Source organism: Paenibacillus sp. GCM10023252 (assembly GCF_042653305.1).
Taxonomy (GTDB): Bacteria; Bacillota; Bacilli; order Paenibacillales; family Paenibacillaceae; genus Pristimantibacillus.
On the sequence record NZ_JBHSHW010000008.1, the window covers coordinates 114,600 to 137,448 of the forward strand.

The window sequence follows — 22,849 nt, forward strand, 5'->3', positions numbered from 1 at the left end:
TGCGCCCCAGGGAGTGGTGATCTTCTTATTTGAGCTGAGATATCGCTTCGCTTGAATGAGCAGTTTAAGATGGCTTTGTTTGTAAGCGCTTGCCAAATGGCGGAGCTTCAGAATCCGTTGTCAGTCATCGTAGCTGAACCGGCTGTCCAGCTTGCAGTCCTCGTTATCACAGGTGCTGTATAGCTTTTTGTAACCACTGGTTGGCAGTGTATCAATTACATCTCCGCAGCTCTTGCATATCAGATGTCCCAGATGGGGCCCTTCGGCAGACAACAGAACGGTTAACGACCTTGAACTCATGGTGCATGCCCTCCCTTCAAGATGGCCGGAAGTGATGTAACCCCTTCCATTACAACTTATTATATAGAGAGGGATGGAACATTATTACAGTTCGCTGTGAAAAAAAATCCCCTAAAGACGATACCGATTCCGATTCTTCCTCCGCCTCTGGCGCCTGAGCAGCAGCACCATTAACAAGACTAATGCTCCCAGCCCCCAGAGATATCGGCTTCGATTGGATGAATCAAGCATAGGAACTGTAGGGGCAGGATTCTTCACGACTTGCAGGTCATCCTTCTCCGCTTGCTCACTTCCTGAGGTAAGTACCGCCGCTGCCGTATCCGGATCATAGAGGGCGGATTCCACATAGAGATTCCCTGCACGGTCAACGGTGACAGCTGGCTGAGCTTCATCTACTGTTGTTGTAATCCACACGGGAGCCGTGGCAGTGAACTCGGCTGATTCGTCCGCGTTACGCAGAGGCAGCTGCCTCATCTCTCCTTCCCGCATGAAGAGGGAGGTCGTGTAGTTCTGGAAGCCGTATTCAAGCAACGCCTGCATATCTGCCTGAATCTCCTTGGAGCTTCGCCCCTTAAGCAGGACGCCAATCAGCTCCGTATCTCCCCGCTTCGCAGATCCGACAAGCGTCTGGCCGGATGCGACGGTATAGCCGTTCTTCACACCCGTCGCCCCTTCATAGTTCCACAGCAGCTTGTTGTGATTCCTCAGCTCGGAGGTCCACTCCGCCCCAACCCAAGGCTTCGTCTTCGTGCCGACAATCTCGCGGAAGATCGGATTGCGCATGGCATACTGAGTGATGGTCGCCATATCCCGTGCTGAAGTATATTGCTCCACATGATGGAGGCCGCTCGGGTTGACGAACTGAGTGCTGTCGGCGCCAATGTCATGAACGAACTTATTCATCCGCTCGGCGAACTTCAGCTTGCTGCCATCCATATGATCGGCTATAGCGGTCGCTGCATCATTGCCCGAATTAATGAGCATCCCTTCCACCAGCTTCCGCATCGTCACCTGCTCACCCTCGGCTAGATAGACACGCGTGCCGTCCTCTTCCCGCGCCTCCTTGCTGACGGTAACCCATTCGTCTAGACTGGAGGACTGTTCAATGGCGATGATCCCGGTAACAATCTTCGTGATACTGGCCGGATACATGAGGGCTTGCTCCTTGTTGGAATAGAGTACAGCTCCCGTTGCGCCATCCATTAAGATGGCAGATTCCGCTCGCAGGACAGGCACGGTCGACGGCACGGTCAACGACACAGTCGACGGCACGGTCGACGACACGGTCGACGACGCAGCCTTAACAGCTGCAGCGGAAGCTGTTGCCCAAGCGACATCAGTAGCTGTAGTTGCTGTAGTTGCTGTAGTTGCTGTAGTCGCAGCACCAGCGGCAGCTGCCAACGCAGCGGTCCTTCCCACCGGGACCAGGAGCAGCAGGGTAATCCAGCAGCATATCGCAATGAAGCTCCATCTACTCCTAAGTGTTCTCAACAATTGCTGCCCCTCCATTAGGTTGAATGATGTGCTACATCTCTCTAGCTGCCTTCACCGTAACCTTCCGTGTAGGAAGATTAAGCAGCAGCAATCCGGCCAGGAAGATGACCGTACCTGCGATAATATACGGGGTAATCGGTTCGTTATAGAACAGATACGCCCAGATAATGGTGAAGATAACCATACTGTTGCTAATAATAACCGCTGCGGAGAACGGAACCCGGCGGATTGCTTCCGAGAATAGATAGAAGCTGAGGCCAGTAATCAGTCCAAGCGTAAGGAGTGCGCCCCATGCTATAGCGGTCACTTCTCCAGTGATGCCTTCTGATTGCCAAGGAATCGGGATCGCCATCAGAATGGAGCACCAGAAGAAGACCGAGAAGTTCATGTTGCCATTGTCCATTGACTGGATGAGCATCTTCTGACTTAGAATATGTACCGCTGCGCCGATCGCGGAGCAAGCATAGAGCAAGGTAGTCAGTGCATTGCCGCTCATGATTCCTTCGGTCTGTCCGTTCCAGCTGATGAACAGGACGCCTATGATGCACAGGGCGGCAGCTGTCCAAGCCTTGCCAGAGACATGCTCCTTGAACAGGAAGATGGACAAGATGAGCAGCACGACGGTCTGAATCGGATAATTCAGAATGATGCCATAGGAATAGCCGATCTGGAGTGCCGTATTCTCGAAGAAGTAATTGCAGCACTTCCCCAGCGCCCCAATCCATATCCACTTCATGCTGGCTTGCAGGGAGATCTTCCTATCCTTAATGAGCAGGAAGGCTCCCAGGAATACAATGCCAAGCGCGAACCTGGCGAACGTAATGATCGTACTGTCCACCATAGTGGATGCTGTCTTCACCAGAATGCCTACGAAGCTCCATGCAAGCGTAGCCAGCAGGAGCAGAATATAACCCAATGATGCCACCTCTTCTGCTTAAGTATTGTCGGTATCTATAGCGAATTGAGAGCGGTTCCGATACACAGTAGGCGACATGCCAACTGTCCTAGCGAAGCTGCGATAGAACGTCGCGAGGCTCTGGAAGCCGCAGGCGTAGCAGATATCCGTCACGCTGGCATCTGTCGTCCCCAGCATTCGCTTCGCATGCTGAATGCGATGCGACAGCAAGTAATCCTTGAACTTAAGGCCGGTAGCTTCCTGTATAAGTCTGGAGGTCTGAGACAAGCTCAGACTCAGCATGTCCGCCAGCGTCTTCAGCTCCAGCTCTTGCTGATAGTTGTCTGCAATATATTGAAGGACAGGACGGATGAAGTGATAGCTTCGAGCGCCTCGCTGCCACTCCTCCTGCTGGAATTCCTCCCTCGTCAGCCTAAGCAGCTGCACGCATAGCAGCAGCATGTGGCTCTTGATCGCCGTTCGGTAGCCCGGGGAACGCCGATCTTGCTCTTCCCATAGCTTCCTGATTAGGACGCGGAGCTCCTCCAGCCTCTCACTGTCTCCAGAGAGACGGTTGCGGAACCGCAGAGGGAAGTACGCGAAGGGCATGAGCAGATCCGGCTCTTCACTCTGAAGCAGGCTAGGGTCGAAGTAGATGAAGATGAATCTAGCTGGGTCATCAGGGTCCGATTGTGCAATATGGTCTTCCATATGATTCACGATGAATAGATCATTCTGTTCGATTGAATAGCTCTTGTCACCGAAGTAGAAGCGGCCTGAGCCCGACTCACACAGTCCGATCTCGAAGCTGTGATGATAATGCTGCTGTTCCCTTGAAGTAGAGGGCGACCAACGGAAGATATCTACCGGCAAGTCCATATCCTCGTACTTAATCTTCTGCTTCATGATTCGTCTCCTCATGATGGTTCGAACTGCACTCCTTCCTATTGTAGCAAAAAAGCACTCTTCAAGGGTATCCCTACCCTCGAAGAGTGCTGCCTTCATGATCAACTATTAACCTTGGATCTTCTTAAATACCTGATAGCTGCGTTCCGCGCATTCCGAGATCGCAATCGGATGGAAGCCTGTGACTGCTGAATACAGCTGGTCATTCAGCGGCTTCACCCAATGCTCTGGTAGTGCCTTCGACCCAAGCGCTGCCCCCATAATGGAGCCAACGGTCGCCCCGTTGCAATCCGTGTCCCAGCCGCCAAGCACAGATACAGCTATGGCGGTATTGAAGTCACCCTTAGCGAAGATTAAGGAAGCCGCTACAAGCGCAGCATTATTGTTCGTATGAACCGGATGGTAATGCTTGAACGCTTCCCATATACGGTTCACCAGCTCCAGCTCATCCTTCGCATCCTTGGCAATCTCTACCGCGGTCCGAATATCATGAGCCAGCTTGCAGTTGGAAGGAATCTCGCTGAGCCCGATTCGGACAAGCTCTTCGGGATCCGACTCCGCGAAGGCAGCGGCGATCATGGCGCCGCAGAACATCTCGCCATAGATTCCGTTGCCAATATGGGAGAAGGATGCATCACGCCATGCGAACTCAGCAGCTAGCTCTGGATTCCCAGCCGCCCCGTAGGCGAAGCCGTCTACACGGATCTGAGCGCCAATCCATTCCCGATAAGGATTGAGATACGTGCGCACCCAATGCTTCTTCTCTTCCCAATCCTCCGGCTTCTCTGCATCTGCGCCGTAATGAGAGGTTACCTGCGTGAAGTTCAGATAAGCTTGTGTCTCGGCCGTGCACACCTGCTGGTAGGTTAGGAGCTCGTGCCACATCTTCCCGATATCCCACGAGTCCCAATCTCTCCCCTTACGCTCCAGCATGATGAGCCCGAGCACGGTGTATCTAATATCATCATCGGTCTCCATGTACTGGATACGCTCACGCGTACTCTGAAGACCGAAGCCAGCGAGGGCGATGCCGAACTCTTCGGAGGCTGTTGAGCTGCCTGGCGTATAGCCGGTAATCGGCCAAGCATCGGCTCCCTTGAACCAGCGGTACACATTCTGCCAGCCCGGGCTGTCTTCCGATCCGAACATGAAGGAAGCGGACTCCAGCGGCTTGCCCAGTGCACATCCGATGCTTCTGCCAAGCCAAGCCCCGTAGAACCGGTCCCTCCACTCCTCTTCGGAATAAGTCTCACTTAGTAATCGCGGCCCTTCAGGTCGTAGCTGGCGAATCGCTTCCAGCTCGTTAGGCTCATCATACGGATAACTAATTGGCTTCAGTGCTGTAAGCTCCTCATACACTCTCATGAGCTCCTCACGATTATGACTGTCAATTGCTTCAATACGCTCATCGAAGCTGTCTACACGGCAGCCTTCATCACGCCTCTGCTTAATCTCTTCCTCTATTAATTGCTTCAACGGTGCCCATCCAGCCATGTTAGGTAGTCCTCCTAAGTCTTGTGATAGGCCTAGTATAAGGGCTATATAAGGGGGACCGCTTCTCACTCTAGCGAGGTGATTCTCATTATTTGCACGGATTGCCTAGCCAAGCTAAGTCCGTACAGCCAGTTCGACCAAGCTTGTCCAGGTACAGCGCCAATAAGCCGAACCCACTTCCGCTCGGGAATGGGCTCGGCTCCTCGTAGAGATATGAACTAGACTATGCTTATTGTCCTGCCGTAGATACGTGGAACGTGACACCGTACTTGTCCGTAACCTGGCCGTAGGCTGGGCTCCAGAACGTCTCTTGCAGCGGCATGCCGACCTCGCCGCCTTGCTGCAGCTTGTTGAAGATGGTCTTCGCCTCGCTTGCATCCGTTACGTTAATCGAGATTGTCACATGGTTACCCTTCACATGCGGCATGCCGGGGAACGTGTCGGACAGCATGAGATCCGAACTGCCAACCTTCAGGTGGGCATGCATAATGCGATTCTTCGCTTCCTCCGGCGTTGGATAGTCCGGATTAGATGGAGCCTCACCGAACGTCTGGCTCATGAGCACCTCCGCACCAAGGGCATCCTTGTAGAATTCGACAGCCTCTGCACCGTTGCCGTCGGTTACAAGATACGCACTCAAGCTAATAGACATGATCAATCATCTCCCTGTTCTTGGTTATAGACAGTCTGGCTAACGATCTGGAAGTCAACTTCATCAGGTTAGGCTTACTTGCTTCTAATTATAACGGGAACAGGCGTTCTGGTCAATTGCAGATTATTTTCACCGATTGTCGATCTTCTCGGGGTACAGATCATGGTTCATCAGCCGGTGCTCGGCCATCGCCTCGTACTTCGTCCCTGGACGGCCCCAGTTGCAATATGGATCTATGGAGATGCCGCCGCGCGGAGTGAACTTGCCCCATACCTCAATGTAACGCGGATTCATCAGCTCGATCAGGTCGTTCATGATGATATTCATGCAGTCCTCATGGAAGTCCCCGTGGTTGCGGAAGGAGAACAGGTACAGCTTCAGCGACTTGCTCTCCACCATCCGAATGTCGGGGATGTACGAGATGTAGATCGTTGCGAAGTCCGGCTGTCCCGTCATCGGGCACAGGCTCGTGAACTCCGGACAGTTGAACTTGACGAAGTAGTCGCGGTTCGGGTGCTTATTGTCGAACGCCTCCAGGATGGAAGGCGAGTATTCGAAGGTGTAGCTGGTGCCTTGATTGCCTAACAGGGATATGCCTTGCAGCTCTTCTCCATGTCTTCCTGTCATTCCTGCCATTGCTGCTTCCTCCTCTATACGCCTCTCTTGTTGCCCCACAGCCACGCGTGCAGCTGGGGAAGTACTCGAACGTGATTCAATTGCTGGGACTCTGTTACCCGGCTAACGAGCCATTCGTAACGGTCGATCAGCTGATGGCGCAGCACACTCGGCTCCGCCTCGGTTAAGTTATTGTTGCCGCTCTGCACGAAGAAGGGAACGTCCGGGTGCCTCGCATGCAGCTGAACGGCATAATCTAGATCGCCCTCGTCGAAAATAACCACCTTAAGAGAAAACACCCTTCCCCCCTCGCTAAGCCTAGCGATGATGGAATCCAAGATGGCGAAGTCCGTCTTCATTCCGGAACTCGGCGGCTTCGGGGACAGGGTCAGCTCGTCGATGTCGAGCAGCCAATCCTGCCAGCGGCTGCCCTGCGTCTCGACGGCAACGCGCACTTCCCGGCTATGCAGCGCTCGGACGAGCTCCCCCATATAGGGAAGCAGGGCGGGATTGCCGCCGGATATCGTCACATGCGCGAAGGCTTCGCCTCCGAGGGCGTACAGCTCTTCGAAGATCTGCTCCGCAGTCAGCAGGCGAATGTCCTCCTTCGCTGATCCGTCCCATGTGAAGGCGGAGTCGCACCACGAGCAGCTGTAGTCGCAGCCGGCGGTGCGGACGAACATGGTTTTCTGACCGATGACCATGCCTTCGCCTTGGATCGTTGGGCCGAAGATCTCGAGGATCGGGAGCCTCGCTGCTGCTGCCGGAGCTGCCGCTGCTGAGTGTGCTGCCATCATACCGCTCTCCCCCTCCGCTTCGGGCGATACACGACGTAGCTCGAAGGGGTCTCCCGCAGGAACACCTGCAGGCATTGCGGCCGGTTGGCCGCTCCATCCAGATGCTGCTGGACGATCTCATAGATCGTTCGAGCGACCACCTCCGTCGTTGGGAAGCGGTCCGCATCCAGCGGGCTGAACAGCTCTCCATGGTCGTTCAGGTTCGTATGGTCGAACCGGCTGTGGATGAGCTTTTTGACCGTGGCGAAGTTGATTAAGAACCCCGTGTCGTCCAGCTCATCGCCGGCGATTGTTATATTGACGAAGTAAGTGTGTCCATGGACCTGCTGGCATTGCCCCGCACGCTCGCTCGGAATGGAATGCGCCGCGTCGAACGTGAAGTCCTTGTTCAGCTCGTAGGAATAGGGATGGTCGACCGTTGGATAGATCTGTTGAATCATTGGGCGGCCGCCCCGTCTCTCGACGCGATATACTCGGTCAGCCCTCGGCTGCGCAGCTGGCAGGCCGGACATTCCCCGCAGCCGTCTGCGATGACGCCATTGTAGCAGGTGAGCGTCTTCGTCCGCACATAGTCGAACGCCCCAAGCTGGTCAGCCAGCTCCCACGTCTGCGCCTTGTTCAGCCACATGAGAGGCGTGTCGACGACGAACGGGTAATCCATCGCCAGGTTCAAGGTCACATTCAGGGACTTGATGAAAATATCCCTGCAATCCGGGTACCCGCTGAAGTCCGTCTCGCATACCCCGGTCACGATATGCTTCGCGCCAAGCTGCTTGGCCAGCACCGCCGCGAAGGTCAGGAACAGCATGTTCCGCCCGTCTACGAATGTCGTTGGGGGACCGTCTCCCAGCTCCTTGATCGCGATATCCTCTCGTGTCAACGCATTCGGCGCCAGCTGGTTAAGCAGAGACATATCGAGTATATGATGCTTCACCTGCAGCTCCTCCGCGATGCGAGCAGCGCATTGGATTTCCTCGGAGTGGCGCTGTCCGTAGTTGAAGGTGACCGCTTCGACCTCCTGGAATCGCTGGAGCGCCCAGAACAGGCACGTCGTGCTGTCCTGTCCTCCGCTGAAGACGACTACTGCTTTTTCTTTTGATCGTGTTGCTTGTGCTGCTAGTGTTGCTAGATTACTCATGATGCTTCTCCTCTCCTCGCCTGTGAGAAGAGTTCCGTGAACAGCTCTGTGTTGGGTAAGGTGGGCGGCGGGATGGCGTTGTGTAGACGACAAAAAAGACGGCATCTCTAAGAGACACCGTCTAACCGCCCGTTTGTCCTTAGTTTTTTATAGAGGGAGTTCGCGAACCTCTCCTGAGACCTATCGTCCCAGACTTGTTATTCGGCTTAATTGTAACCACCCGTACTATACCACAGGGGGATGGGGGTTGTTAAGGGACTTTAACCGAAAATGCTAATGACCAGAAAGATTAATCCCAGCAGAAGTAAACCTACTCCATTTAGTATAGTTCCACCACTTGAAAATATCATTTCGAGAAACAAAAATTTTCTTAGTTTGTCTGCTTGTTTTTCAGATTCTTTATAAAACAAATATGAGTCGTGTAAGAATGATACTCCACCAGCTATACATCCAAGTCCTATCACAAATAATGTAATTTCCATCCTAGACCTCTCTAACTATTTGCGAATTATTCTTTCAAGTCGTTTGTACATTGGCATTGTATTTCCCTTCAATAAAACCGTCCAACCGCTCCTACTAGATATGCTTACGGAAATTACAGCCTTTATTTCGTCATTTTGGCCTCATTTTCGAATCTTACGGAACTATGAGCCCTTATTGAGCACTTTCTAAGCGGGGATTCCATCTTTAGAGGCAAATAAAGGCGCTCAGTTCCGTAAGATTTGCAGATTGCCGACTTTTATGCAAATAAGGTCTGTGAGATCCGTTAGCTGGCTTCAGTTCGCAGCCAACAGCTCAGTCCGCATGGCTTTACACCCACTCCATAATCAAGCTAACTATCATGATAATGCCAAACAAGAACATGATTATAGAGATGACTGCGTTCGAAGATTCAAGAATCAGAGTAACTATATCAGCAGGAGCAGCCGAACGTATATTATGAAAATATGGAAATTAGATGACGATAGTTACTTGAGACAATACCCAACCTAAGGTTGTAATATTTACTAAACTCTATATAATAAATTTGTTGTATAAAGAAAAAAAGGGGAGAACAAATTGGATAACTATCAACAACCGCAAGTGAATTCAGGTGTACCAGGTCACGGCTACGCAGAGCAGCAACAGGTATCACCGATTATTAGCATTAAAGAATGGATGCTGATTTTGTTTATTCTCTTCATCCCATTGGTTAATATTATTATGATGTTCGTCTGGGCATTCGGCGAAGGAAATCCAACGAAAAAAAACTATTTCAAAGCTTCCTTGATCTGGAGTGCTATTGTTCTAGGAATCTACGCTATTATTGCAATCATTCTCATTGCAACGGCAGCCTCAAGCACAATGAATTAGGAGCATAGAAAAAAGGGCATCCTCATGCGGAATTAATCGCATTTGATGTCCTTTTTACTACTTTAAGGAAGTGAAAGCTTCGTCACTTGCAGTGAGTACGTTACAGAACTGTTTTTTTCCAATCGGCAGCGAATTTGTCCAGACCTTGATCGGTCAGTGGATGCTTGGAGATCTGCTCGATGACGGCGAACGGAACCGTAGCAATATGAGCGCCTGCCATCGCTACACGAGTCACGTGATCCGGGTGACGAACAGAGGCTGCGATAATCTGAGCATCCAAGCTGTGCGTGCGGAACAATTCAGCGATCTTCACAACAAGCAGAACGCCATCCTCAGAGATATCATCCAGACGACCAAGGAACGGAGATACATAGGTAGCGCCGGCACGAGCAGCCAGCAGAGCTTGATTCACGGTGAAGATCAACGTCACATTCGTTTTTACGCCTTTTTTCGTAAGGTAACGGCAAGCTTCTAAGCCTGCTAGAGTCATCGGAAGCTTAATCGTAATATTCTTATCGTTGTTATTAATCTTGATTAACTCATTCGCCTGAGCAATCATCTCTTCAGCAGTTACCGCATCAGGCGTCACTTCAGCAGACACAGATTCAACCTCAGGCACCTCGCGCAGAATCTCAGCGATTCGATCCTCGAACTTCACGCCTTCCTTGGCAACTAGTGAAGGATTCGTTGTCACACCGGAGAGAACGCCGATTTTGTAGGCTTTCTTAATGTCTTCCACGTTGGCCGTATCGATGAAAAATTTCATTCTAATCAACCTCCATCATGATATGAATTATAGAATTTCCTTCGTTAGACGAACGACATTATCGACGGAGAAACCGAAGTAATCCAGCACTTCATTCCCAGGGCCGGAAGCGCCGAAGGTGTCGATCGACACAACCTTGCCGCCTAGTCCTGTATAACGCTCCCAGCCAAGTGAGATACCCGCTTCAATAGCGACCCGCTTCGTCACGGAGTCTGGCAGCACACTCTGCTTGTACTCGGCAGATTGACGGTCGAACAGCTCTCTGCTCGGCATAGCAACCACTCGAACGGACAGATTATCCTTCTCTAGCTCGGACTTGGCATTGACAGCTAGCGCTACCTCTGAGCCTGTTCCAATCAGGATCACATCTGGCCGATCGTTCGTCTCCGTCAGGACATAAGCCCCTTGGGATAACGCTGCGATATTCCCCTTCGTCGCTTCATAGATCGGAAGATTCTGTCTGCTTAAGATGAGAGCTACCGGACCTTCTTGCTGCTGCAGCGCATAGGCCCAAGCACTCCCCGTCTCATTCGCATCCGTCGGTCGAATCACGGTAAGTCCAGGGATGGTGCGCAGGGCAGCGAGATGCTCAACCGGCTCATGCGTAGGTCCATCTTCACCAACGGCTATGGAATCATGAGTGAAGACATAGATGACAGGCAGCTTCTGCAGTGCAGCTAGTCGAATCGCCGGGCGCAGGTAATCACTGAATACGAAGAAGGTGCTGACGAATGGCTTCACGCCTCCATGCAGCGCCAGCCCATTGCCGGCTGCTCCCATCGCATGCTCACGAACGCCGAAGTAGATATTGCGTCCCGAATAGGATTCGACCGCGAAGGTCTGCTCTCCCTTCATATCCGTCATTGTGGAGTGGGATAGATCCGCACTGCCGCCGAAGATGGAAGGAACAGTCTTCACATAATGATTAATCGCTTCCCCGCTTGCGACACGCGTAGAGATGGACTTGGACGTGTCAAAAGTAAGGATGCTAGATGCGTCTATCGTCAAGGAACCATTAATGACCTGCGAGAGTTCCTTGCCTTGCGATGGGTACTGCGCCTGATAAGCGGCGAGCAATTCGTTCCAAGCTTCTTCCTTATCGGCACCTTGACCCTTCAACTGCGCGAAGTGAGCCTTGACCTCTTCAGGAACGGTGAACTCTTCCTCATACGCCCAGCCATAAGCGGCCTTCGTCGCCTTCGCTTCTTCTAGGCCCAGCGGATTGCCATGCGCCTTGTTCGAGCCCGCTACCTTGCTTCCATAACCGATAATCGTCCGAATCTCGATCAGCGTTGGCTGCGAGTCATTCTTTTTAGCTGCTGCAATGGCTTCGCTAATTTGGCCGATATCGTTGCCATCCTCAACACGCAGATATTGCCAATGGGCAGATTCTGCTCTTTTTTGGATATTTTCACCGAAGGATAGATTCAGATCACCATCCAATGAGATGTCGTTAGAATCGTATAAGACGACTAGCTTGCCAAGCTTCATATGCCCTGCCATCGACATGGCCTCATACGAGATGCCTTCCATCAAGCAGCCGTCTCCGACTAGGGCATACGTGTAATGATCGACGACCGGGAAGCCGCCCTTGTTGTACTTGGAAGCGAGATGAGCCTCAGCCATAGCCATGCCGACTGCCATTGCAATCCCTTGACCTAGAGGTCCTGTTGTTGCATCTACGCCATCGGTATGACCGAATTCGGGATGCCCTGGCGTTAAGCTGTTCAGCTTGCGGAATTGCTTCAAGTCTTCCAAGGAGACGTTATATCCAGACAGATGCAGCAGACTGTATAGCAGGGCTGAGCCGTGACCAGCCGATAGGACGAAGCGATCCCGATTGAACCACTTGGCATGAGCGGGATTGTGACTGAGGTGCTTGCTCCATAGGGTGTAGGCCATCGGCGCGGCTCCCATTGGAAGTCCCGGGTGACCGGAATTGGCACGGTTGATGGCGTCAATCGACAACGTTCTGATTGTATCAATCGCTAACTGCTCAATGGTTTGTGTGATTGGCATATTGTTCTTCTCCTCTAGTATGGCTTACTTGTTCATCCTTATCATCTAACCACCAATGGTAGCCGTCTTCGGCCAGCAGCGCATCAGACTCTGGGGGTCCGTACGTGCCCGCTTCGTACAGATGCAGGGGAACCAAGTTCTCTTCGAATGCTTCCAAGATGGGCTGAACCCATTGCCATGACAGTTCCACTTCATCCCAATGGGCGAAGAATGTGGAGTCTCCGTTCAGGGCATTATGAATCAAGTTCTCGTAAGCCTCTGGAACATCGTCACCACTCGCATGAAGATCTATATGAACGGGCTTGAACCGCCCTTTGTGTTCACTGTCCTTCTCGTTAAGCTGCAGCGTTATGGCCTCGCCCGGACTCATCTCGAACACTAACAGATTAGGGACTGAGCCATCGTCCTTCCGTTGCGGGGAGTACTTGATCGGCTCCTTGAACTCAATGACAATTCGTGTTGATTTCTCTTTCATTCTTTTACCTGTTCGAATGTAGAAGAGTACGCCCCGCCAGAGAGCACCATCCATCTCTAATCTAGCGGCGATGAAGGTATCGTTCATGGATGACGGATGGATTCCTGGTTCCGATCTGTAGCCCACAACTTCCTTGCCTTGCACGCTTCCTTCCTTGTACTGCCCGCGGACGACGTTCAACTTGACCTTTTCTTTGTGTAGTGGCTCGAGAGCTTCCATGACCATTTTTTTCTTGAAGCGAATCATCTCAGCTCCGCTCTTATGCGGGAGGTGAATCGCAATCATCATCAGCAATTGAAGCAAATGGTTCTGGAACATGTCTCTTACAGCGCCTGCCTGATCGTAATACCCCGCTCTACTCTCCACGCCTACCGTTTCATTCGCTGTAATCTGAACGTTAGCGATGTAACGATTGCTCCACAAGGCTTGAACGATCGGATTGTTCTGCTGCAAGGCTTCAAGCTTCTGCACCATCGGCTTACCGAGATAATGATCGATTCGGAAGACCTCTTCCTCCGCGAAGGATCGGCTCAGCTGCTCATTCAGCTCACGTGCGGATTGCAGGTCATGACCGAAGGGCTTCTCAATGACTAGGCGCTTCCAGCCGTTCACGGAGCCCAGTCCGCTCCCTTGAATGTTCGCCGCGATGGTCGGGAACAGCTCGGGTCCAACCGATAGATAGAATAAGCGATTCTGAGGAAGGTGAAGTTCCTCCTCCCTCTGCTGAACAAGCTGGAGCAGCTTCTGGTAATCCTCTTGTTGATCGATGTCGAGAACATGATAACGGAAAGCATCTAAGAATGGTTTCATGGATGCTGAATCTTGAAGGTCACGTCGTGAGAATTTCCGGAGCGATTGCTCAACCTTCGCTTGGAACGCTTCATTCGACCATTCTCTTCTTCCAAGCCCGATCAATGAGAAGGACGGCGGAAGCTTCTGATCGAGGAACAAGTTGTATAGGGCCGGATATATTTTACGCTTCGCTAGATCTCCAGTTGCTCCGAATAAGACAATTGTGGCTGATTCCATCTTCCTGTCTCCTTCTAGCCGAGCCGCATCATCGTTGTCCGATGCGTTAGCATTGAATTCTAATTCGTAATCCCACTATAATACGAATAGCAGTTATACAGGTAATCGATAAATTAGACAGGAGTCATAGATGGGGTCTATGACCTTGTATAGGACAGGAGCTATAGATGAAGCTTATGAATAACAACTACGAATTGTACAAAGTATTCTATTGGGCAGCGAAGACCGGAAGCTTAACGCAAGCAGCCAAGGCGTTGTATATTACACAGCCAAGTGTCAGCCATGCCATCAAGCAGCTGGAGGACAGCTTCGGCATTATTTTGTTTTATCGGAATTCCAAGGGAGTCGAACTGACACAGGAGGGAGAGATTCTGTATTCGTACATTGAGCAGTCTCAGATTTTAATTACGCTTGCTGAGGAGAAGATGGCCGCCTTGAAAAACCTGGACAGCGGGGAGCTTCGCATAGGGGGAAGCGATTCCTTGTTCAAGCATTATTTGCTGCCTTATCTGGAATCCTATCATCAGAAGTATCCGGGGGTTAGACTGCATCTCAATCATGGGACAACCCCAGAGATTATTTCTTTCCTGAAGGAAGGTGTCATTGACCTCGGCGTTGTACGTATGCCCATCGTAGATCCTCAGCTCGAGGTACGAGAGAGTATCCAGCTGCAGGATTGTTTTGTCGCGGGGTCCCGGTTCGCGGAGCTGAAGGATGTCGTTATATCAATTGATGCGCTGCTCCAACATCCCGTCATTCTATTCTCCCGCAACAGCCGGGCCAGGATGGCGATCACCGAGCTATTCCAGAGCCGGGGCTATCATCTGAAGCCTGAGATTGAGGTAGGAAGCGTGGACCTTCTCATTGAGTTCGCACGAAGGGGCCTCGGAATTTCCTATATCACGAGAGAATTCGTATCGAAGGAGCTGGAGGAGGGTTCCCTGTTCGAGGTTCAATTAGACATACAGCTGCCGCCCTCCCACGTTGGCATCATGATTATGCGCAACATGCCGCTGTCCAGCTCTGCAAGCAAGTTCATTGAACTGGTTAGGTGAGAGTATGGCAAGACCAAGCTGTAAATCAACGTAGTATTAGAGATATAACAACAACGACAACAATGACTAGTCCCACACTAATCATAAATTCTATTGCAGAATTTATGATTGATCTCTGTTCGGAATGTCTGTGAATATAATATAGTAAAAAGAACGAGCCAATCCCAAGAAAATTGGTAACGCCTAGGTTTAAACTTATTAGCTTACCTAACAATGGATTTGTAATCCATCCTATAGATAAAATAATGATTATGAAATAAAGAAATATTCTTTCAAGTCGTTTGTACTTTAATTTTTTCAACGTTTTTCTTCTTTCACGAAAACCGTCCAATCGCCCAACCGCCGCCCTCCTACTAGATATGGCTTCGTTTCTCAATGAGATACCTCCTCGCAGGATGTAATTAAGGGCAGCATGCATAGCCGACTTTGCTGCACTCAATCGGATGAAAGCTGTTAAGCTTATCCATTAGCATAAAATTGGTTAAGTCCCCTCCGTGATCCGTAAGCTCGATCCATATAAAAGCGATTACCGCCTTGTAACGCACAATTGACCTCAGGAATCCCCTTTTCTACTCTGTCTACATAATTAATCATTTTCCCTTTATCGTTGCATGTATAGTGCTGAATGATTAGCGGATATATGACGGTTCACCTCTATATGCTGAAATAGTAAATTGTTAGTGGCTGCTTGTTAAAAATAGTAGATGCTTACGGAACCTACAGCCCTTATTTCGTCATTTCGGCCTTATTTTCGAATCTTACGGAACTAGGAGCCCTTATTGAGCACTTTCTAAGCGGGAATTCCACCTTTCGAGGCTAATAAAGGCGCTCAGTTCCGTTTAGCAGGCTTAGTTGGCACTAATCATGCAGCTATCCTGGGTAATGACACTACTTACACCCACTCTATAATTGAACTAATTATCATAATAATGCCAATCAAGAACATGATTATAGAAATGACAGCATTCGAAGATCCTAGGATTACAGAATCCAGAATGACTATAGGCCACCCTAAATACCATAAAAACAATGCCTTATTCTGCTTAAGTTCGTGATAAGAATGGATGTGCTCCTTGATTTCTGCAATCCTTGCCTTAAAGGACCTGGCATACATAAAAATGAAGAAGAAGCCAACAAACAAAATGATAATAGTATCTTTCAACAGTAAATCATGCCTTTCAACTGATTAAACTAAATAATAAAACCAAGAATGATGAGCAGGAACCCTACTATTATGGTGCCGATTGACTTCACAATCTGATTGCTTATGATGGTGAGAATGAGAAAAATTATAAAATGAGCCTTACTCTCTGCATGAGCTAAGGTATGCTTCGCTGTGAACCGCTCTTGCTTGAGCTCGTAATAACCAAGGAGCATGAGGAGCAAGCCAACTATATAAAAAATGAAATTCATTAGTCCTCCAATCTCCTAGCAGTCGATCGTCTATACTTTCTCCGCATCACGTATGAGCTTAGCTATCACTTCTGCTAGTACATCTGCTGTGTTATAAGCTTCCTGCAGGGTGTTCTCAACTCCGCCCACTTCAATGACCAAGCTGTTGGGAGAGAGCGACTGATTATATTCTCCGTTCCCGTTCGCTTTCTCCCTAATCCCTCTAGATAGCCCAGGGTATTGCTTGTCCAGCATCTGATCAAGCTTGGCAGCAAGCTTATAGTTGATTTTCCAGTTCGCATTCCGTTTGCCAATGACAAGATACACCTTTGCATACTTCTTTCCATCTATCGTTGCTGTCGTATATTTACGGGGAGGCGAATCCCTGTGCAGGTCAAAAAAGTATGCAAAATCCTTGTTGCTGATCATCGCCTCTTGGACCGTTTTTTTAGAATATTTGTAGGATAGGGCATACTTAAAATCTTTAATTAAGCTGTAATAGTCAGTATTCGCTTGTTCCGCTCCAACCCCGTGTTTCTCTAATTGTGCCGCTACCCTCTTACCTACATATGTAATGTTTACCTTGTCAGAGGTAGCGAACTTCGCCCCCTTGTCCAGCTCAGGGAAGTAAGACTCCCGGTTATGTGAGTGGTAGATGAAGACGACCTTCTTCTCATTCTTACTGGATGAGGGAGTTGGCGGTGCTGTTGCTGCTGGAGCAGCCGGTGCAGCCGGTGCAGCTGGCTTCACTGCAGCATTCTTATTCTCATCGCTGAACTCAACGTTGTTCACGACTGCGTCATGAGTTCCCGCGGTCTGCACCTCATCCTCTGGGTTACTAACATCCACATCAGAGAGAGTCTCTTCTAACCCATTCATTGCAGGCAGCTCGCCCGCTAATAAGCTTCTTGGCAGGTTAAGGTTAATGCCTGTAAGCCACTCTATTAATACAGCTCCTGTATGCCTGCCTGTTACAGAGGTTGCATTCGCATGATATGAAGCAGCCAAGGTTAGAAAAACCATCATCGAACACGTCATTAGCAAGAAAAAGGTTCTGCCGGATCCAAGTGTACGTCTAAGGCGTAAGCTTAACTTGTCCAATCTGCGATAGTGGCCAGTCATAGCTTCCTCCTAGTCTACTGCGTTTTTACTAGTTTATGAGGATGGCTCACCTTTTATCACAATGTCGATTGAATCCCCAACTTGCCCTCTAACCTCTTCAGCTTACGGAAGTCCGGGTCGAATGAAGCTCTTGCCAGCAGCTGGCGATAGACCGCAACTGCTCTCTCCTGCTGTCCCACTGCCTGATAAGCTTCCACTATACGAAGAAACTTGCTGTCATAGTAGAATTGCACCTCCATGGCAGCTTCAACAAACTGGTCGAAGTAATCCACAGCTGTGCTGTTGTCCTTCAAGTCAAGGTGGTACATGCCGATCCTAACAAGCAGGTCCGCACGCTCCTTATCCGACACAGTTCTTGTGTGGAGCGCTGTCTCCAACGTGGCAATCGCTTTCTTCCTCAACCAGACCATGTCGTAGACGTGAGCAAGGAAGAGGTAGTTGCTGGGTCGTCTTGACTTGCGGAGGAACCAATAGTAGAGGAACAGAGGGGTGACTACGATCCCAATTATGTACTTCATTAACAACTCTTCGCTCATGGCTAACCTCACTCGTTCTTAGTCAGAGCAACTATATCAGCTGGAGCGGGCGTAGGTATATTATGAAAATATGGAAACAAAAAAAGACGGTGCCTCTAAGAGGCAACATCTGTCAGCGATATTTGAAGTTATTAAAAATTGTTCCAATGACTTTAAGTCCTATTGAAGGCGGTTCTCCTTCCGGTACTGCCCCGGTGTGACACCGACCTCGCGCTTGAACAGGGTCTGGAAAGCGGTGGAGCTCTCATACCCTACCGCTTCAGCGATGGATGCGAAGGAGAGCTCGGTCGTGGCTAGGTATCGCTTGGCGGCGTTGATCCGTTGGTGGATGAGGTACTGTATTGGGGCTAGCCCCACTTGCTGCTGAAAAAGATGACTCAAATACGAAGGACTGATGTATACCTCGTCAGCCAGCTTCCTCAGCGTGAGCGCATCGGTATATCGCTCCTCAATCGTACGGCGCACTTGGCGGACAATCCCTTGCGCCGTCGGTCTGCCAGGGGGCGGGCTCGGGTGCAGCTTCGCTCGGTGCACCTCCAGCAGCAGCCGCTCTAGAAGCAGCCCTGTCCCGCTCAGCGGCTCGGGCCATCCGGCGCGCCCTTCCGCGCACAGCTCACGGAACAGAACGGTCAGGCGATTATAGTAATGGGGAAGTGCGAATACCGGTGCCTCTACCTCTGCCGCTGCATACACGCGATAAGCGGGCAATCCCTTGAATTGGAGGGAATGGAACCCGACATAGTAGAATTGAAAGGCTCCGTCCGGATCGGACCGTTCCTCATGCCAAGCGTTCGGATGAAAGAGGATGACATCCCCCGCCTTCGCAGAGTAATGCCGACCTTCAATTGTATACGCGCAGTGGCCCTCGGCAATAAACAACAGCTCCATATTCGACTCATGCCGATGCAGGGGAAAGATCCAGCTGTCTCCCGCTTCCCTGCGAAACTCATTAGCGTCCATATAGACCGGCCGGCTCTCGAAGCGGGCGTCCATCGCATGTCCCTCCCATGGGGTAAGGTAGTCAGCACACAAATAGCAAGATTCGATAGGCAATTCAACAAGAGAGGTTATCGTGTAAAGGCTGATCTCAGCTTATCATGGGGATTGTAAACTTTCCACTCACTTGATGATCAATGGAGGTTCGGCCCATGACGATTAGACCGAAAATTAGCAAAATCGAAGAAGCGCTGCAGCAGTTGGGCGTTACACCTGACATCCTCTCTCAGGAGGAACGGGACGGCTTGGACCATGACGGGTATGTGGTATTCACGGACGTACTGTCTCCCGTCCAATTGGAAGGGCTGCGGGAGAAGTACGAAGAGCTTATGGCACGTGAAGGCATGAACGCGGGAAAAGAATTGCATCAGGAGCATGGCACGAGGCGCTTGTCTGATCTGGTGAACAAGGGGGAGATCTTCGATGCCATCTATACGCATCCGAAGGTGCTGGCTGCTGTTCACCATGTGCTGCAGAGAGACTTCAAGCTCTCGTCCTTGAACGGACGGGACGCCATTCCCGGTGAAGGCCTGCAGGCTCTCCACGCAGACTGGGGCACGCGGGAGGCTGACGAGCAGTTCCATGTGTGCAACTCGATCTGGCTAATCGATGAGTTCACGACGGAGAATGGAGCAACCCGCGTTGTGCCCGGCACGCATCGGCTTGCAGGCTCCCCTAGCGATTACCTTGACGATCCGGCCGCCCCTCATCCCGATGAGGTATTAATCGTTGCGCCAGCCGGCTCCGTCGGTGTGTTCAATTCCCACCTCTGGCATGGCGGTACCCTTAACCGAACCACTCACCCCCGCCGCGCGCTCCACAGTTACTACACCGCCCGCGAGCACCGCCAGCAGCTCGAACAGGCCGAGTACCTGCGCAAGCGAACGGACGACCGCATCAGCCCGGCAGCCCGGTATTTGCTCGACGTATAGGCTGTTCCCTTCGCTAGCTAATGAGACTCAATCTTGTAGGACTTCGTTGTGATAACGATGGACTTATATGCGACCTTGTTCCCTTCTCAGCTGCCCGCCCATTCGTTATGATAGGGGAGATTTCTACCAGAAGGAGGGAATTAAGGTATGAAAAGACGGATTGGCCTTATAGGCTCAGGAACGGCTGCGCTTCAGTTAGCTTACGCGCTAAAGGATGTGCATGAGGTGACGATTGTGCATGCTCAGGACCATGATGAGGTACTTAGGGGCAGAGTACGTTCCACGCAAGTTCACTTCGGACCAGCTCGGGCGAGGGAGCGCCGGCTTGGGATGCCGGAAGTGGGTGAAGCACCATCGATTAATTTCATTCACTTCAGCTTGGGCAGTCAGAAGCTGTTCGCTGGTGCGCTGGCGGAGCCAGCCTCTTCGGTGGACCAGCGTCTGTTCTACTCGATCGCCATGAAGGAGTTAGCCGAGGACGGTGTAATATTCCGGAAGCAACGCGCTCAGCGGGAAGAACTGGATGCGCTGGCTGCTGAGTTCGAGCTTCTTATTGATGCTACGGGCAAATCAGGGCCGATTGCTCCCTTCGAGGTAGATGAGGAATTAAGTACGGTGAATGCTCCACTGCGCAAATGCGCAGTCGGTTACTTCCAGGGAGTAGCTCCTGTGCAGCCAGGGGGCGTGTCTATAACAGTACTGCCAGGCGTAGGGGAAATGTTCGAGATCCCTACACTCACAGAGCATGGACCTTCCACTATCCTATTCGTCGAGGCTGTACCGGACGGCGAGCTGGATGTATTCCGCGGAGTTAAGAGCGCAGCGGCGTTCACCGAGCAGATGGCTAACGTCGTCGCGCTTAACTGTCCAGAGATTCTGAGTAGAATAGACTTGGAGCAATTCGCCTTAGTGGATGAGGAGGCTTATCTGCTGACAGCAATCACGCCAGCAGCGTATCGGCCTTATGTGACGGTAGGAGATGGTACCCTGGTATTGGGCTGTGGGGACAATGTGCTCCTTAATGACCCGATCACCGGTCAAGGCTGCAATACCGCTTCCTATATGGCTGAGCAGTTAGTGCAGACCCTAGAGGATTACAGAGATAAGGAATGGACAGAGGAGCTGGGGGCTGAATATTGGGAGAGAACGAGGCCTTATGCGGAGGCGGTAACGGGCTGGACCAACGCTATGATGAGTCCCTTGCCAGCACACGTTGGGCAGATGCTCATGCAGGCTGCCGGTAATCAGGCAGCTGCTGATTGCATTGCGGCTTGGTTCAGTAATCCTGCGCTAGGTTATGAGGCCTTCTACCCTGGGAAGGCGGCTTCTACCTAGTCCGACGCCTGCCCTCTCACATATGGTAGTACGAGAGGAGTGAGCACCATGCCTTCATATCGTATTATCGTCGATCTGTCAGACCGTCAATTGTATCTGCTCGACGGCAACAAGGTAGTCCGGGGATTCCCCGTCGGTATTGGCAAGATGGTCACGAGGACCCCGACCGGCGAGTTCACCATTATTAACAAGCAGGCCAATCCTGGCGGTCCGTATGGGGCCTTCTGGATGGGACTGTCCAAGCCCAGCTATGGCATTCATGGCACGAATGATCCGTCATCGATTGGCCGTGAAGTATCTCGCGGCTGCATCCGCATGTACAACCAGGATGTGCTTGCGCTGAAGGATCTGGTCCCCGTAGGCACGAGGGTAACCATTCGGCCTTAGCGACCGGCAGGGTGGCGGGGGCGGCAGCGGCGGCGCTGGGGACACTGGCGGCGCTGGAGCCGCTGGTGGCGGGGCTGCAGCATCAGATTCTGATGCTATGGCGCTGGGCCAGCCGCCTCCTGCTCCTGCAGCTCTGGCGCTGGGCCAGTCGTCTCCTGCTCCTGCTCCTGCTCCTGCTCCTGCAGCATCAATATTCTGATGGTGTCCTATTCGAACGCTTCCCGCACCGCACCACACACCTCACCACATCTCACCTAGATTGCCGGCATCACATTGCCGCCGCTCACCGGCACGTAAGCGCCTGTGATGAAGCTGGCTAAGTCCGAAGTCAGGAACGCGACGACGTTCGCGATCTCCTGATCAGTACCTCTCCGGCGCAGCGGAACACTTGCCGTATAGGTCTCGTCCCCCTGCTTCCCAGCAGCGCGGTCAAGATCGCTAATCGTCCATCCCGGCGCGACTTGATTGACCGTGATGCCATGCGCTCCAACCTCACGTGCAAGCACCCGATACACCCCGTCCATCCCGCGCTTGCCAGCAGCATAGGCGGACTGGCCTGCGAAGCTCTGCATCGCACACTCCGTATTGATTCCAATGAATCGGCCGCCTCCCTTAGCCATCATGCCGGGAACGAAGGCCTTAGCCAAGTACACGCTCTGCATGACGCAGCTCTCGAACTGCCCCGCATAGTCCTCCGGAGCCTGCTCCAGCACCGACGTCCAATTATATTGAATGACGGCATTAGCTACGACGATATCAATACCAACACTCCCTAGAGCGGACTCTGCCTCCTCCTTCATGCGAGTAATATCCGCCTGCTTCGTCACATCGCCTTGAACAATGACGGCCCGTCTTCCCATGGCTCCTACTTCTTGGCGAAGCTCTTCCGCCATCGCAGCATTACTATTGTAATGAATGACGATATCGGCTCCGCATGAAGCGAGTGTCCGCACCATCACTCTTCCCAAGTTGCCGGTAGCTCCCGTAATTAAGGCAACCCGTCCAGTTAGTTCGATTTGCACCGTGATCCACCTCTCCTGTCTATAGAATTAATCTAACCGGCGAAGACCAGCCCTTCCTTTCATTTCCAGATATCAGGATTGTCGATCGTTAGATTCTCTCCGCGAACTTGCCGCTTGCATTACGTACAAGGAACTCAGT

General features: G+C 51.5%; 24 protein-coding genes and 1 riboswitch. Of the genes, 5 read left to right on the plus strand and 19 right to left on the minus strand.

The window, feature by feature from the left end; genetic code table 11:
* Positions 1 to 120: 120 nt before the first annotated feature.
* From ACFO9Q_RS05490 to ACFO9Q_RS05540, 11 genes are all read right to left on the minus strand, one after another.
* Complete coding sequence (locus ACFO9Q_RS05490) at positions 121 to 300, minus strand: GapA-binding peptide SR1P (RefSeq protein ID WP_379179523.1); 180 nt, start codon at positions 298 to 300, stop codon at positions 121 to 123.
* A 111-nt stretch (positions 301 to 411) separates the two neighbouring features.
* Positions 412 to 1,794 carry a D-alanyl-D-alanine carboxypeptidase family protein gene (locus ACFO9Q_RS05495; RefSeq protein ID WP_379179525.1) on the minus strand — a complete coding sequence of 461 codons (1,383 nt, stop codon included), beginning with the start codon at positions 1,792 to 1,794 and terminating at the stop codon, positions 412 to 414.
* Between the two features lie 31 nt (positions 1,795 to 1,825).
* Complete coding sequence (locus ACFO9Q_RS05500; RefSeq protein WP_379179527.1) at positions 1,826 to 2,710, minus strand: DMT family transporter; 885 nt, start codon at positions 2,708 to 2,710, stop codon at positions 1,826 to 1,828.
* An 18-nt stretch (positions 2,711 to 2,728) separates the two neighbouring features.
* Entirely contained in the window at positions 2,729 to 3,595 is an 867-nt protein-coding gene (locus ACFO9Q_RS05505; protein ID WP_379179529.1) for an AraC family transcriptional regulator, read from the minus strand.
* A gap of 108 nt (positions 3,596 to 3,703) precedes the next feature.
* Entirely contained in the window at positions 3,704 to 5,089 is a 1,386-nt protein-coding gene (locus tag ACFO9Q_RS05510) for an ADP-ribosylglycohydrolase family protein (RefSeq protein WP_379179531.1), read from the minus strand.
* Positions 5,090 to 5,318: 229 nt separating this feature from the next.
* Entirely contained in the window at positions 5,319 to 5,741 is a 423-nt protein-coding gene (locus ACFO9Q_RS05515; RefSeq protein WP_379179533.1) for a VOC family protein, read from the minus strand.
* A gap of 129 nt (positions 5,742 to 5,870) precedes the next feature.
* Complete coding sequence (gene queF / locus ACFO9Q_RS05520) at positions 5,871 to 6,377, minus strand: preQ(1) synthase (protein WP_379179535.1); 507 nt, start codon at positions 6,375 to 6,377, stop codon at positions 5,871 to 5,873.
* Between the two features lie 14 nt (positions 6,378 to 6,391).
* On the minus strand, positions 6,392 to 7,153 hold the full coding sequence (gene queE / locus ACFO9Q_RS05525; protein WP_379179537.1) for a 7-carboxy-7-deazaguanine synthase QueE: 762 nt from the start codon (positions 7,151 to 7,153) through the stop codon (positions 6,392 to 6,394).
* Entirely contained in the window at positions 7,150 to 7,593 is a 444-nt protein-coding gene (queD, locus tag ACFO9Q_RS05530; protein ID WP_379179539.1) for a 6-carboxytetrahydropterin synthase QueD, read from the minus strand. The genes queE and queD overlap by 4 nt, the downstream gene beginning before the upstream one ends.
* Entirely contained in the window at positions 7,590 to 8,291 is a 702-nt protein-coding gene (gene queC, locus ACFO9Q_RS05535; protein WP_379179541.1) for a 7-cyano-7-deazaguanine synthase QueC, read from the minus strand. Before queC ends, queD begins: the two co-directional genes overlap by 4 nt.
* 133 nt (positions 8,292 to 8,424) lie before the next feature.
* Positions 8,425 to 8,468: riboswitch (PreQ1 riboswitch) on the minus strand.
* Between the two features lie 83 nt (positions 8,469 to 8,551).
* Positions 8,552 to 8,773, minus strand: coding sequence for a hypothetical protein (locus tag ACFO9Q_RS05540; RefSeq protein ID WP_379179543.1), 222 nt, complete (start codon positions 8,771 to 8,773; stop codon positions 8,552 to 8,554).
* Positions 8,774 to 9,350: 577 nt separating this feature from the next.
* Between ACFO9Q_RS05540 and ACFO9Q_RS05545 the strand changes: the two genes are divergently transcribed.
* Entirely contained in the window at positions 9,351 to 9,644 is a 294-nt protein-coding gene (locus ACFO9Q_RS05545; RefSeq protein ID WP_379179545.1) for a hypothetical protein, read from the plus strand.
* A gap of 100 nt (positions 9,645 to 9,744) precedes the next feature.
* On the opposite strand, the gene fsa is transcribed toward ACFO9Q_RS05545, so the two are convergent.
* Genes fsa through zwf form a run of 3 tightly spaced genes read right to left on the minus strand, consistent with a single transcriptional unit; the run spans position 9,745 to position 13,933 of the window.
* Positions 9,745 to 10,410, minus strand: a complete 666-nt coding sequence (gene fsa, locus ACFO9Q_RS05550; RefSeq protein WP_379179547.1) for a fructose-6-phosphate aldolase — start codon at positions 10,408 to 10,410, stop codon at positions 9,745 to 9,747.
* A gap of 27 nt (positions 10,411 to 10,437) precedes the next feature.
* A complete protein-coding gene (gene tkt, locus ACFO9Q_RS05555) occupies positions 10,438 to 12,429 on the minus strand; it encodes a transketolase (RefSeq protein WP_379179549.1) in 1,992 nt (663 codons plus the stop codon).
* Positions 12,407 to 13,933 (minus strand): glucose-6-phosphate dehydrogenase, encoded by a 1,527-nt coding sequence (gene zwf, locus ACFO9Q_RS05560; RefSeq protein ID WP_379179551.1) that lies wholly within the window; start codon positions 13,931 to 13,933, stop codon positions 12,407 to 12,409. The genes tkt and zwf overlap by 23 nt, the downstream gene beginning before the upstream one ends.
* Before the next feature lie 176 nt (positions 13,934 to 14,109).
* Here zwf and ACFO9Q_RS05565 point away from each other — a divergent pair, with 176 nt between their 5' ends.
* Entirely contained in the window at positions 14,110 to 14,988 is an 879-nt protein-coding gene (locus ACFO9Q_RS05565; RefSeq protein WP_379179699.1) for a LysR family transcriptional regulator, read from the plus strand.
* Positions 14,989 to 16,179: 1,191 nt separating this feature from the next.
* Here ACFO9Q_RS05565 and ACFO9Q_RS05570 read toward each other — a convergent pair.
* The 4 genes from ACFO9Q_RS05570 to ACFO9Q_RS05585 all read right to left on the minus strand — a co-directional run bounded on the left by ACFO9Q_RS05570 (position 16,180) and on the right by ACFO9Q_RS05585 (position 19,031).
* Positions 16,180 to 16,401 carry a hypothetical protein gene (locus ACFO9Q_RS05570; protein ID WP_379179553.1) on the minus strand — a complete coding sequence of 74 codons (222 nt, stop codon included), beginning with the start codon at positions 16,399 to 16,401 and terminating at the stop codon, positions 16,180 to 16,182.
* Positions 16,402 to 16,431: 30 nt separating this feature from the next.
* Entirely contained in the window at positions 16,432 to 17,418 is a 987-nt protein-coding gene (locus ACFO9Q_RS05575; RefSeq protein ID WP_379179701.1) for a stage II sporulation protein P, read from the minus strand.
* A gap of 140 nt (positions 17,419 to 17,558) precedes the next feature.
* The gene (locus ACFO9Q_RS05580) at positions 17,559 to 18,038 is read right to left on the minus strand and encodes a tetratricopeptide repeat protein (protein WP_379179555.1); all 480 of its coding nucleotides are present in this window, start codon (positions 18,036 to 18,038) and stop codon (positions 17,559 to 17,561) included.
* A gap of 159 nt (positions 18,039 to 18,197) precedes the next feature.
* Positions 18,198 to 19,031, minus strand: coding sequence for a helix-turn-helix transcriptional regulator (locus ACFO9Q_RS05585; protein WP_379179557.1), 834 nt, complete (start codon positions 19,029 to 19,031; stop codon positions 18,198 to 18,200).
* A 155-nt stretch (positions 19,032 to 19,186) separates the two neighbouring features.
* Here ACFO9Q_RS05585 and ACFO9Q_RS05590 point away from each other — a divergent pair, with 155 nt between their 5' ends.
* The 3 genes from ACFO9Q_RS05590 to ACFO9Q_RS05600 all read left to right on the plus strand — a co-directional run bounded on the left by ACFO9Q_RS05590 (position 19,187) and on the right by ACFO9Q_RS05600 (position 21,688).
* Positions 19,187 to 19,966 (plus strand): phytanoyl-CoA dioxygenase family protein, encoded by a 780-nt coding sequence (locus tag ACFO9Q_RS05590; RefSeq protein ID WP_379179559.1) that lies wholly within the window; start codon positions 19,187 to 19,189, stop codon positions 19,964 to 19,966.
* Between the two features lie 147 nt (positions 19,967 to 20,113).
* Positions 20,114 to 21,301, plus strand: coding sequence for a styrene monooxygenase/indole monooxygenase family protein (locus ACFO9Q_RS05595; RefSeq protein WP_379179561.1), 1,188 nt, complete (start codon positions 20,114 to 20,116; stop codon positions 21,299 to 21,301).
* 48 nt (positions 21,302 to 21,349) lie between these two features.
* A complete protein-coding gene (locus ACFO9Q_RS05600) occupies positions 21,350 to 21,688 on the plus strand; it encodes a L,D-transpeptidase (protein ID WP_379179563.1) in 339 nt (112 codons plus the stop codon).
* 254 nt (positions 21,689 to 21,942) lie between these two features.
* Here ACFO9Q_RS05600 and ACFO9Q_RS05605 read toward each other — a convergent pair whose 3' ends face one another.
* Entirely contained in the window at positions 21,943 to 22,710 is a 768-nt protein-coding gene (locus tag ACFO9Q_RS05605; RefSeq protein ID WP_379179565.1) for an SDR family NAD(P)-dependent oxidoreductase, read from the minus strand.
* Between the last annotated feature and the right edge of the window lie 139 nt (positions 22,711 to 22,849).